General features: G+C 62.5%; 10 protein-coding genes and 2 tRNA genes. 3 read left to right on the forward strand and 9 right to left on the reverse strand.

Annotated features, from left to right (window positions below; all coding sequences use genetic code 11):
- Positions 1-4 precede the first annotated feature (4 nt).
- Positions 5-457 carry an azurin gene (gene azu, locus N5D48_RS24135; RefSeq protein WP_279888524.1) on the reverse strand — a complete coding sequence of 151 codons (453 nt, stop codon included), beginning with the start codon at positions 455-457 and terminating at the stop codon, positions 5-7.
- Between the two features lie 346 nt (positions 458-803).
- Here azu and N5D48_RS24140 point away from each other — a divergent pair, with 346 nt between their 5' ends.
- The gene (locus N5D48_RS24140) at positions 804-1,391 is read left to right on the forward strand and encodes a TIGR00730 family Rossman fold protein (protein ID WP_062572684.1); all 588 of its coding nucleotides are present in this window, start codon (positions 804-806) and stop codon (positions 1,389-1,391) included.
- 129 nt (positions 1,392-1,520) lie between these two features.
- On the opposite strand, the gene N5D48_RS24145 is transcribed toward N5D48_RS24140, so the two are convergent.
- The 8 genes from N5D48_RS24145 to rnr form a co-directional block, all read right to left on the reverse strand.
- Positions 1,521-3,818 carry a YgiQ family radical SAM protein gene (locus N5D48_RS24145; protein WP_279888525.1) on the reverse strand — a complete coding sequence of 766 codons (2,298 nt, stop codon included), beginning with the start codon at positions 3,816-3,818 and terminating at the stop codon, positions 1,521-1,523.
- A gap of 220 nt (positions 3,819-4,038) precedes the next feature.
- Positions 4,039-5,436: a replicative DNA helicase gene (gene dnaB / locus N5D48_RS24150; RefSeq protein ID WP_023629368.1), complete on the reverse strand. Its 1,398-nt coding sequence runs from the start codon at positions 5,434-5,436 to the stop codon at positions 4,039-4,041.
- A 113-nt stretch (positions 5,437-5,549) separates the two neighbouring features.
- Entirely contained in the window at positions 5,550-5,996 is a 447-nt protein-coding gene (gene rplI / locus N5D48_RS24155) for a 50S ribosomal protein L9 (RefSeq protein WP_134690280.1), read from the reverse strand.
- 20 nt (positions 5,997-6,016) lie between these two features.
- The gene (locus N5D48_RS24160) at positions 6,017-6,883 is read right to left on the reverse strand and encodes a hypothetical protein (RefSeq protein WP_279888526.1); all 867 of its coding nucleotides are present in this window, start codon (positions 6,881-6,883) and stop codon (positions 6,017-6,019) included.
- 34 nt (positions 6,884-6,917) lie between these two features.
- Positions 6,918-7,148, reverse strand: a complete 231-nt coding sequence (rpsR, locus tag N5D48_RS24165; RefSeq protein ID WP_003249563.1) for a 30S ribosomal protein S18 — start codon at positions 7,146-7,148, stop codon at positions 6,918-6,920.
- 28 nt (positions 7,149-7,176) lie between these two features.
- The gene (gene rpsF, locus N5D48_RS24170) at positions 7,177-7,602 is read right to left on the reverse strand and encodes a 30S ribosomal protein S6 (protein ID WP_011535936.1); all 426 of its coding nucleotides are present in this window, start codon (positions 7,600-7,602) and stop codon (positions 7,177-7,179) included.
- Positions 7,603-7,944: 342 nt separating this feature from the next.
- The gene (rlmB, locus tag N5D48_RS24175; protein ID WP_279888527.1) at positions 7,945-8,691 is read right to left on the reverse strand and encodes a 23S rRNA (guanosine(2251)-2'-O)-methyltransferase RlmB; all 747 of its coding nucleotides are present in this window, start codon (positions 8,689-8,691) and stop codon (positions 7,945-7,947) included.
- Positions 8,688-11,261 (reverse strand): ribonuclease R, encoded by a 2,574-nt coding sequence (gene rnr, locus N5D48_RS24180; protein WP_279888528.1) that lies wholly within the window; start codon positions 11,259-11,261, stop codon positions 8,688-8,690. The genes rlmB and rnr overlap by 4 nt, the downstream gene beginning before the upstream one ends.
- Before the next feature lie 271 nt (positions 11,262-11,532).
- Between rnr and N5D48_RS24185 the strand changes: the two genes are divergently transcribed.
- A tRNA-Leu gene (locus N5D48_RS24185) sits at positions 11,533-11,619 on the forward strand.
- A gap of 87 nt (positions 11,620-11,706) precedes the next feature.
- Positions 11,707-11,793 (forward strand) — tRNA-Leu (locus N5D48_RS24190).
- The last annotated feature ends 58 nt before the right edge of the window (positions 11,794-11,851 follow it).

The following is an 11,851-nucleotide window of genomic DNA, read 5'->3' on the forward strand; positions in this document are numbered from 1 at the left end:
TTGATTACTTGACGATGACCTTGCCCTTCATCATCGAGATGTGGCCAGGGAAGGTGCAGAAGAAGCTGTAGTCGCCGCCGGCTTCCAGCTTGGTGGCGTCGAACTTGACCTCGGTTTCCTTCTCAGGCGCGCCGATCATCTTGGTGTGAGCGATGATCGCGGCGTTGTCAGCCTTGATGTAGTCCTTCTCCAGACCTTGCGACATGCCCTCGGTGGCGATGCCCTGCATGTCGGCGGTCTTGCTGATCACCAGGTTGTGGCCCATGACGTTCTTCGGCAGGTTGCCGGAGTGGGTCAGTTTGACGGTGAATTCCTTGCAGCTCTTGTCGACGGTGATTTCCTTGGTGTTGAAGGACATCTGGTCGGTCGAGTCGACAGTCACCGAGCACTTGTCGGCAGCGAAGACAGAGGCGCTGGCGAGGGTCAGCAGGGATACCGCTACAGCTTTCGCAAACATCATGAATCTCCTTGGCAGGGTTTTATCAATTGCGAGACTGCCTGAAAACAGGACGCCCGTACCTGATGTGGGTCAAGGGGTGTCAAGTGGCCAGCCAGTAGATTTGTTCAATGGATTGTATACAACCAATCAAAGTGCACATCATGCCCTCTTGATAGACGATGGGACAACCTCTCATTTAGGAGTCGAATGAAATGTCCCTGTCCAGTTTCATGAACAGCCTGCTCGCCGCCTACGCCCATGGCGCCAGCGGTTCAGTCCGCGAGTTCTCCCGCCCGGAATGAATCCCCTTGGAAGCGACAGGCATGCGCCTTACCCTGTGCGCGCATGTAAAGGGAGATAAGCAATGCCTGTACGTTCCGTTTGTGTCTTCTGCGGCGCCAGCATCGGCGCCAATCCTGCCTATCGCGAAGCCGCCGTGGCCCTGGGCCAGGCCATCGCCCGCCGTGGCCTGACCCTGGTCTACGGCGGCGGCGCGGTCGGCCTGATGGGCACCGTCGCCGACGCCGCCCTGGCCGCTGGGGGCGAAGTAATCGGCATCATTCCCCAGAGCCTGATGAACGCCGAAATCGGCCACAAGGGCCTGAGCCGCCTGGAAGTGGTGGACGGCATGCATGCCCGCAAGGCGCGCATGGCCGAGCTCAGCGACGCCTTCATCGCCTTGCCGGGCGGGCTGGGCACGCTGGAGGAGCTGTTCGAGGTGTGGACCTGGGGGCAACTGGGCTATCACGCCAAGCCGCTGGGGCTGCTGGATGTGAACGGCTTCTATGAAAAACTGGGCGGGTTCCTCGACCATATCGTCGAAGAGGGCTTCGTACGGCCGCAGCACCGGGCGATGCTGCTGCTTGGGCAGCAGCCGGATGAGCTGCTGGACGGGATGGATCGGTTCGAATCGCCGGTGTTGCCGAAGTGGGTCGACAAGCAGCCTGATTGAAAGCTGATATCCCGGGACCGCTTTGCGGTCCTTTCGCGACACAAGGCCGCTCCTACAGGTGAATGCGATCTCCTGTAGGAGCGGCCTTGTGTCGCGAAAGGGCTGCAAAGCAGCCCCATGAAAGATCAATCAACGCGGAATGACCGGCTGACGCGGCTTCTTGCCCTTGCCGCCCTTGGCCGCTTCCTTGCGCTCCTTGGCCGCCTGCTGGTTGCGGGCGAACGCCTCGGCCTTGGCCTTCTCGCGCTTGTCCCACGGCTTGCTGCCGTCGCTGGCGCGCGGTGGCAGGCCGGTGTGCTGGGTCAGGATCTTCTGCTCCTTGCCCACCTTGTGGCTGCCGGCCGGGGTCGAGTTCTTGCGCCGGGCGCTCTGGTAGGTGTCGGTCTGCGGCTGGTGCAGCGGGATCAGCTGGTGCTTGCCCGGCCCGATCAGGTCGGCGCGGCCCATGCGCTGCAGCGCTTCACGCAGCATCGGCCAGCCCTTCGGATCGTGGTAGCGCAGGAACGCCTTGTGCAACCGGCGCTGCTCCTCGCTCTTGACGATCTCCACGCCCTCGCTCTTGTAGGTGACCTTGCGCAGCGGGTTCTTGCCCGAGTGGTACATCGCGGTGGCCGAGGCCATCGGCGAGGGGTAGAACGCCTGCACCTGGTCGGCGCGGAAGCCATTGCCCTTGAGCCACAGGGCCAGGTTCATCATGTCTTCGTCGGTGGTGCCTGGGTGCGCGGCGATGAAGTACGGGATCAGGTACTGCTCCTTGCCCGCTTCCTTCGAGAACTTCTCGAACATGCGCTTGAAGCGGTCGTAGGTGCCGATGCCCGGCTTCATCATCTTGTCCAGCGGACCACGCTCGGTGTGCTCCGGGGCGATCTTCAGGTAGCCGCCGACGTGGTGGGTGACCAGCTCGCGCACGTACTCCGGCGACTCCACGGCCAGGTCGTAGCGCAGGCCCGAAGCGATCAGGATCTTCTTCACCCCCGGCAGGGCGCGAGCCTTGCGGTACAACTCGATCAGCGAGCTGTGGTCGGTGTTGAGGTTCTCGCAGATGCCCGGGAACACGCACGACGGCTTGCGGCAGTGCTTCTCGATGTCGTGGCTCTTGCAGGCGATGCGGTACATGTTGGCGGTCGGGCCGCCAAGGTCGGAGACCACGCCGGTGAAGCCCGGCACCTTGTCACGCATCTCCTCGATCTCGTGCAGGATCGATTCGTGGGAGCGGTTCTGGATGATCCGGCCTTCGTGCTCGGTGATCGAGCAGAAGGTGCAGCCGCCGAAGCAGCCACGCATGATGTTCACCGAGAAGCGGATCATCTCGTAGGCCGGGATGCGCTCCTTGCCATAGGCCGGGTGCGGAATGCGCGCATAGGGCATGCCGAACACATAGTCCATTTCCTCGGTAGTCATGGGGATGGGTGGCGGGTTGAACCACACATCCACCTCGCCATGCTTCTGCACCAGGGCGCGGGCGTTACCCGGGTTGGTCTCCAGGTGCAGCACGCGGTTGGCGTGGGCGTAGAGCACCGGGTCGTTGCGCACCTTTTCGAACGACGGCAGGCGGATCACCGACTTCTCGCGGGTGACGCTCGGACTGTCGAGGATCTGCACGACCTTGGCTTCGTTCGGGTCTTCCTGGTCGCCCTTGGCCTGCTCGATGGCGCAGGCCTGGGTGTCCTGGGTATTGACGTACGGGTTGATGATCTTGTCGACCCGCCCCGGACGGTCGATGCGGGTGGAGTCGATTTCGAACCAGCCCTGCGGGGTGTCGCGGCGAATGAACGCGGTGCCACGCACGTCGGTGATGTGCTCGATGCTTTCACCCTGGGACAGGCGCTGGGCGACCTCGACGATCGCCCGCTCGGCGTTGCCGTACAGCAGGATGTCGGCGCTGGCATCGACCAGGATCGAGTGGCGGACCTTGTCCTGCCAGTAGTCGTAGTGGGCGATGCGGCGCAGCGAGGCCTCGATGCCGCCGAGCACGATCGGCACGTGCTTGTAGGCTTCCTTGCAGCGCTGGCTGTACACCAGGCTGGCGCGATCCGGACGCTTGCCGGCCAGGCCGCCTGGGGTATAGGCGTCGTCGGAACGGATCTTCTTGTCGGCGGTGTAGCGGTTGATCATCGAGTCCATGTTGCCCGCCGCGACGCCGAAGAACAGGTTCGGCTCGCCGAGCTTCATGAAGTCGTCTTTGGACTGCCAGTTCGGCTGGGCGATGATGCCCACCCGGAAGCCCTGGGCCTCGAGCAGGCGGCCAATGATGGCCATGCCGAACGACGCATGGTCGACGTAGGCGTCACCGGTCACGATGATGATGTCGCAGGAGTCCCAGCCGAGCTGATCCATCTCCTCCCTGCTCATCGGCAGGAAAGGCGCTGGCCCGAAGCATTCGGCCCAGTACTTGGGATAGTCGTAGAGTGGTTTGGCTGCTTGCATGTCAGTGACCGGTTCTAATGTGCAGGAAAATCGCGGGCGCGGAATATAGCACAAATTTTGACCAAATCCGACGGTAGTGGTCGGATTCCAGCGTGCGAACAAATATCACTGTGGGAGCGAGCTTGCCTCGCGATGACATCGGTGAATTCACCATCGCCATCGCGGGGCAAGCCCGCTCCCACGATCCGCTCCCACAGGGGCCAGTCAGATCCCGGAAGGTTTACTCGTCGTCGTCGAAGTTGTACATGCCCGGCGCAAGGTTCTCGAAGCGGGTGTACTTGCCGATGAACGCCAGGCGCACGAAGCCGATGGGGCCGTTACGCTGCTTGCCGATGATGATCTCGGCCACGCCCTTGTGCTCGGTCTCGGGGTGATACACCTCGTCGCGGTAGACGAACATGATCACGTCGGCGTCCTGCTCGATCGCACCCGATTCACGAAGGTCGGAGTTGACCGGGCGCTTGTTGGGGCGCTGCTCCAGGGAGCGGTTGAGCTGCGACAGGGCAATCACCGGGCAGTTGAATTCCTTGGCCAGCGCCTTGAGCGAGCGGGAGATCTCGGAAATCTCGTTGGTCCGGTTGTCACCGGCCGAACCGGGAATCTGCATCAGCTGCAGGTAATCGACCATGATCATGGCGATCTCGCCATGCTCGCGCGCCAGCCGGCGGGTACGCGCACGCATCTCCGAGGGGCTGATACCCGCGGTATCGTCAATGAACAGCTTGCGGTCGTTGAGCAGGTTGACCGCCGAGGTCAGCCGCGGCCAGTCGTCGTCGTCCAGCTGACCGGAACGCACCTTGGTCTGGTCGATCCGCCCGAGCGACGAGAGCATACGCATGATCAGCGATTCACCGGGCATCTCGAGGGAGAACACCAGCACCACCTTGTCGCTGCGCAACACGGCGTTTTCCACCAGGTTCATGGCGAAGGTGGTCTTGCCCATCGACGGACGGCCGGCAACGATGATCAGGTCGGCGGCCTGCAGGCCGCTGGTCTTCTCGTCCAGGTCGGTGAAGCCGGTGGAGACACCGGTGATGTCGCTGTCGGAGTTGAACAGCGTGTCGATGCGGTCGATGGCCATGGTCAACAGCTCGTTGACGCCCACCGGGCCACCGGTCTTCGGACGCGCCTCGGCGATCTGGAAGATCTGCCGTTCGGCGTCGTCGAGGATCTCCTCGGCGTTGCGCCCCTGCGGGTTGAAGGCGTTGTCGGCGATGTCGGTGCTGATGCTGATCAGCTGACGCAGCGTCGCGCGCTCGCGGATGATCGCGGCGTAGGCCTTGATGTTGGCCACCGACGGGGTGTTCTTGGCCAGCTCGGCCAGATACGCCAGGCCGCCGACCTGGGTGGATACGCCTTCCTTGTCCAGCTGCTCATGCAGGGTCACCACATCGAACGGCTGGTTCGCATCCACCAGCTTGTGGATGGCGCGGAAGATCAGGCGGTGGTCATGCCGGTAGAAATCGCCGTCCGACACCTGGTCCAGCACTCGCTCCCAGGCGTTGTTGTCCAGCATCAGGCCACCGAGCACGGCCTGTTCGGCCTCGATGGAATGCGGCGGCACCTTCAGGGCGGCGGTTTGCAGGTCGAGCTGTTCGGGAGTGGTGATCTCGTTCATGGCCACGAAAGAATTCTGGGGGATGAAAAAGACAAAGGGCACGGCCTGTTCAACACAGGACCGTGCCCGATGTTAACCGTCTGACCCACAGGGAGCCAGCCGGTCAGCGCAGCTTAGGCAGCTACGACGACCACACGTACGGTGGCTTCAACGTCGCTGTGCAGGTGCACGGCTACGTCGTATTCGCCAACCTGACGGATGGTGCCGTTCGGCAGACGAACTTCAGCCTTGGCCACTTCGACGCCGGAGGCGGTCAGGGCGTCAGCGATGTCGTGGGTGCCGATCGAACCGAACAGCTTGCCTTCGTCGCCAGCGGTGGCAGTGATGGTCACTTCCAGCTCGGCCAATTGGGCAGCGCGGCTTTCAGCCGAAGCTTTCTTGTCTGCAGCAGCTTTTTCCAGCTCGGCGCGGCGCTCTTCGAACGCGGCCAGGTTGGCGGCGTTGGCAACGGTGGCCTTGCCGAACGGCAGCAGGTAGTTACGGCCGTAACCAGCCTTAACGTTTACTTTGTCGCCCAGGTTGCCCAGGTTAGCGACTTTTTCCAGCAGGATCAGTTCCATTTGGTAAAACCTCTTAACTTTTAACCTTCACCGTTCGCGGAATCGTCACCCTGTGAAGGGGACTTGCGACCGCGAAAATCAATCAGGCTGTCGACTATGGCCAGGACCACGAGCAACGGATACATCAACTGCATCAGCAACGGCAGCGTCACGTACATCCCCACCAGCCAGAACCCGGCCAGTCGCCCCTGTGCCACCAGCCCATGAACCAGGGCGATGCCGCACAGCAGCAGTACCAGGCTGGACGCCGATGCCAGCACGACGGACTGTGGCCCGAGGAACGGACCCAGCACCATCAGCGACACCAGTACCAGCATCGGTACCTTCGGCAGCCTCAGCTCGCGGAATTCGCGACCGAAACCGCCGGGGTTGTACAACGCAGCCTGCCAATAGCGCGCCAGCATCAACGCCAGCAGGCTGAACAACTGCAGCATCACCGCACTGGAAGCGATCAGCAGCGGGCCGATCAGCTCACCGGGCAGTACCGGCTTGCCTTCGAACTGCGGCAGGGCTTTTTCAAGCGCCTTGGCCAGCACCTCGAAGGTTTCACGCAGTACCGCATCAAGGATCAGGCTGTACAGCAGGCCCAGCACGATGCTCGACAGCAGCACCCGGGTCCAGCTGTGCTCGGCGCGCAACAGCGCGGCCAGCCCCAGCGTCCCCAGGAACACCAGCAAGGTGCTCGGCTCGCCGAATGCCCACATGGCCACGCCAGGCAGCAAGCCCCAGGCGATGACCGATGACGCATCCTTGAACCCGCGCCGCAGGAACACCAGGCTCCCGGCGGCGGCACTCAACCAGAACAGCAGCGGCAACACCGCGCTGATGACCACCACCAGGGTGGCCTGCACACGACCGCGCATGATGAAACTTGCCAACGCTCGCATGCGTATCCCTTGCTACTTAGTCGACGACCCGGTCTCAGCGGCCGTGGCTGTCGGTGTAGGGCAGCAGGGCCAGGAAGCGGGCGCGCTTGATAGCGGTAGCCAGCTGACGCTGATAACGAGCTTTGGTACCGGTGATGCGGCTTGGAACGATCTTGCCGGTTTCGGATACGTAAGCTTTCAGGGTGTTGAGATCTTTGAAGTCGATCTCTTTCACGTCTTCAGCAGTGAAGCGGCAGAATTTACGACGACGGAAGAAACGTGCCATGTGATTGGCTCCTCAAAAGGTCCGTGGATTACTCGTCAGCGTTATCGCTGTTGTCGCTGTCATTGCTGTCGTCGCCTTCGGCGCCATCAGCATGCTCAGGACGTTCACGACGCTCACGGCGCTCGCTGCGGTTCTCTTCGGCCTTGAGCATCTCGGACGGGCCGGTAACGGCTTCGTCACGACGGATGACCAGGTTACGGATCACGGCATCGTTGTAGCGGAAGTTGTCTTCCAGCTCGGCCAGGGCCTTGCCGGTGCATTCAACGTTCAGCATCACGTAGTGAGCCTTGTGAACATTGTTGATTGCATAGGCCAGCTGACGACGGCCCCAGTCTTCCAGGCGGTGGATCTTGCCACCATCTTCTTCGATCAGCTTGGTGTAACGCTCAACCATGCCGCCGACTTGCTCGCTCTGGTCCGGGTGAACCAGGAAGATGATTTCGTAATGACGCATGAATGCTCCTTACGGGTTAGTAGTCTGCCAGCGAATCTGGTCAGACAAGGAGTGAATGACACTGTAAGTCTTGCCCCGGCGTGTAGGCGCATGCGCACCGGCCAGCTGGCAAGGGGCGCAATTGTAGAGAAGGCCGGGGGGACAAGCAAGGCGGTTGGCGAATATTTGAACAGCCGGAAACATATTTCGCGGGCAATCATGGAACGTGGGAGCGGGCTTGCCCCGCGATGCGATGTCGAATCCACCACCATCGCGGGGCAAGCCCGCTCGCCCCGCGATGCGATGTCGAATCCACCACCATCGCGGGGCAAGCCCGCTCCCACTCCACCCGATATCAAGCCATCAGCGCTTGGCCTGACGCTGCCTCACGGCCTCGAACAGGCACACCCCGGTCGCCACCGAGACGTTCAGGCTGCTGACGCTGCCGGCCATCGGCAGCTTGACCAGGAAATCGCAGTGCTCGCGAGTCAGCCGGCGCATGCCCTTGCCTTCGGCGCCCATGATCATCACCAGCGGCCCGGTCAGGTCCTGCTGGTAGACCTCCTGCTCGGCCTCGCCAGCCGTGCCGACCACCCACAACCCGCGCTGCTGGAGCTTCTCCAGGGTCCGGGCCAGGTTGGTCACGGCCACCAGGGGAATCACTTCCGCGGCGCCGCAAGCCACCTTGCGCACGACCGGCGTGAGGGTCGCCGACTTGTCCTTGGGTACCACCACCGCCGTGGCGCCGGCGGCATCGGCGGTGCGCAGGCAGGCGCCCAGGTTGTGCGGGTCGGTGACACCGTCCAGCACCAGGATCAGTGGCGGCGTTTCGGTGCGCTCGAGCAACTCCTCGAGCATCAATTCACCCCACACCTGGCTCGGGCTCACCTCGGCGACCACGCCCTGGTGCACGCCCTCGACCCAGGCATCGAGCTCGCGACGCTCGGCCTGGCCGACCTGCACGCGATTCTGCGCGGCCAGCTCCAGCAAGGCCTGGATACGCGGCTCGCTGCGCCCTTCCGACAGCCAAATCTGCTTGACCCGCTTGGGGTGGTGTTGCAGCAGCGCCTGGACGGCATGCACGCCGTAGATCTTTTCCAGCTGGCTCATGACTTGCTCTTGCCCTTACGTGGCGCGCCGGACTTCGACGGCCCCTTGCGATGCTTGGTCTTGCCCGACGCCTTGGCGCCCTTCTCCGCCTTGCCGCCAGCGTGAGCGCTGTGCTTGGCGTCGCTCATCAGCGCCTTCTTCATCTCGCGACTCTTGCGCACCTCGGCGTTGCGCTGCACGGCGTCTTTAGGGAAGTACGCCTCGGCGGTCTCGCTCTTGCGGCTGCGCGGCTTGGGCGAGATCTTCGCCTCGGGCGCCGGCGCCGGCTCCGTCGTGCCTTTACCCGCGGCGGCGGCAGACTTGCGGCCTACCGGGGCGTTGACGGTGGCCTCGGACATCTCGAAATCGATCTTGCGCTGTTCGAGATCGACGCGCATGACCTTGACCTCGACCGTGTCGCCCAGGCGGAAGCTGCGGCCGCTGCGCTCGCCCGACAGGCGGTGGTGCACCGGATCGAAGTGGTAGTAGTCGCCCGGCAGGGCGCTGACGTGCACCAGTCCCTCGACATAGATGTCGGTCAGCTCGATGAACAGACCGAAGCCGGTCACCGCGGTGATCACGCCCGGGAACGTCTCGCCGACGCGATCACGCATGTACTCGCACTTGAGCCAGTTGACCACGTCGCGGGTGGCCTCGTCGGCACGGCGCTCGGTCATCGAGCACTGCTCGCCCATCTGATCGAGGGTGTTCTCGTCGTACGGGTAGATGCGCGCCTTGGGAATGCTCATGGCTCCGGCACGTTTGACGTGCGGGGTATCGACTTTCGAGCGGATCACACTGCGAATGGCACGGTGCACCAGCAGGTCCGGGTAGCGGCGGATCGGCGAGGTGAAGTGAGTGTAGGCCTCGTAGTTCAGGCCGAAGTGACCGTTGTTCTCGACGCTGTACACCGCCTGGCTCAGCGAGCGCAGCATGACGGTCTGGATCAGGTGGAAATCCGGGCGCCCGGCGATGCTCGCCAGCAGTTGCTGGTAGTCCTTGGGCGATGGGTCCTTGCCCTTGTGCAGGGTCAGGCCCAGTTCGCCGAGGAAGGCGCGCAGTTTTTCCAGGCGCTCCGGCGGCGGACCGTCGTGCACGCGGTACAGCGCTGGCACATTGTGCTTTTGCAGGAACTCGGCGGTGGCGACGTTGGCCGCCAGCATGCATTCCTCGATCAGCTTGTGGGCGTCGTTGCGCACGGTCGGACGAATTTCGTCGATCTTGCGGTCTTCGCCGAAGATAATCCGGGTTTCCTGGGTTTCGAAGTCGATCGCGCCGCGGGTGTGACGGGCATCGACCAGCACCTTGTACAGGTTGTACAGGTTCTTCAGGTCCGGCAGGACTTCCTTGTACTCCTCGCGCAGCGCCTTACCCTCGCGGGTGCGGGCATGCTCGAGCATGCTGCTGACCTTGTTGTAGGTCAGGCGCGCATGGGAGTGGATCACCCCTTCGTAGAACTGGTAGTCGACCATCTGGCCGGCCTTGTTCATGGTCATTTCGCAGACCATGGCCAGGCGATCGACGTGCGGGTTCAGCGAGCACAGGCCGTTGGACAGCTCCTCGGGGAGCATCGGCACCACGCGCTCGGGGAAGTACACCGAGTTACCGCGCTGCTGGGCCTCGACGTCCAGGGCCGAACCCAGGCGCACATAGCTGGAGACGTCGGCGATCGCCACGTACAGGCGCCAGCCGCCAGAGAACAGGCGCAGCTTGCCCAGCGGTTCGCAATAGACGGCGTCGTCGAAGTCGCGGGCATCCTCACCGTCGATGGTGACGAACGGCAGATGGCGCAGGTCGACGCGCTTCTCCTTGTCCTTCTCCTCGACTTCGGAGCGGAACTTGCGCGCTTCCTTGATCACGTCCTGCGGCCAGACATGCGGGATGTCATAGCTGCGCAGGGCAATGTCGATCTCCATGCCCGGCGCCATGTAGTTGCCGATCACCTCGACCACATCACCCTGGGGCTGGAAGCGCGGGGTCGGCCAGTGGGTGATCTTGATCGAGACGAACTGGCCAATCTTGGCGCCGCCGTTGCGCCCGGCGGTGACCAGCACTTCCTGCTGGATCTTCGGGTTGTCCGGGGTCACGTAGCCGATGCCGCCTTCTTCGAAGTAGCGGCCGACCACGCTTTCATGGGCGCGGGAAATGACTTCGACCAGCACGCCTTCGCGGCGGCCACGGCGGTCGACGCCGGACACCCGGGCCAGGCCGCGGTCGCCGTCGAACACCAGGCGCATCTGCGCCGGGCTGAGGAACAGGTCCTCGCTGCCGTCGTCGGGGATCAGGAAGCCGAAACCATCACGGTGACCGGATACGCGGCCGCAGATCAGGTCGAGCTTGTCCACCGGGGCATAGGTGCCGCGCCGGGTATAGATAAGCTGACCATCGCGCTCCATAGCACGCAGACGGCGGCGCAGGGCCTCGATCTGGTCTTCTTCATAAAGACCGAACTCTTCGGCCAGCTGTTCGCGGGCAGCCGGTTCGCCACGGTCGGCGAGGCGCTGCAGGATCAGCTCACGGCTGGGGATGGGGTTGTCGTATTTTTCCGCTTCGCGAGCGGCCTCGGGATCGAGGGATTGCCAATCGGCCATCAGAAAGGATTCACCTTGGGGTATATAGAGTGGAATTCTGGCATAGGCGTATTGAAACCGGAAATGTCAGCCTTGGACAGCCCTGACGGCGTGTCCGGTGAACGGCAATCGCCCTGCAGAATCAACAAGTTGAATTTTTTGAATTTTTTTTCGATCGGGGGCTTTACAGCCTGCGGGAGCGTCCGTATAGTGCGCACCACAACGACGGACAACCCCGAAGTTGTAGTAGAGATGAACGGCGCTGTAAAGCATCTTTTAATCTCGAATGTGTGCCCAGGTGGCGGAATTGGTAGACGCGCTGGTTTCAGGTATCAGTGACTTAACGGTCGTGGAAGTTCGAGTCTTCTCCTGGGCACCAAGATTTTCCGGTAATAGATGACCAAGGATCTATTACCACTGTGTGAAAGTGAACGATGGTCGTTTTCGACAGATGATGCAAAGATTTGCCCAGGTGGCGGAATTGGTAGACGCGCTGGTTTCAGGTATCAGTGACTTAACGGTCGTGGAAGTTCGAGTCTTCTCCTGGGCACCATACAAAAACCCACTAGCTTGCTAGTGGGTTTTTTCTTGCCTGTGATTTTTGCAGCCAC

The organism is Pseudomonas sp. GD03858 (assembly GCF_029840925.1).
In the GTDB taxonomy this organism is placed as follows: domain Bacteria; phylum Pseudomonadota; class Gammaproteobacteria; order Pseudomonadales; family Pseudomonadaceae; genus Aquipseudomonas.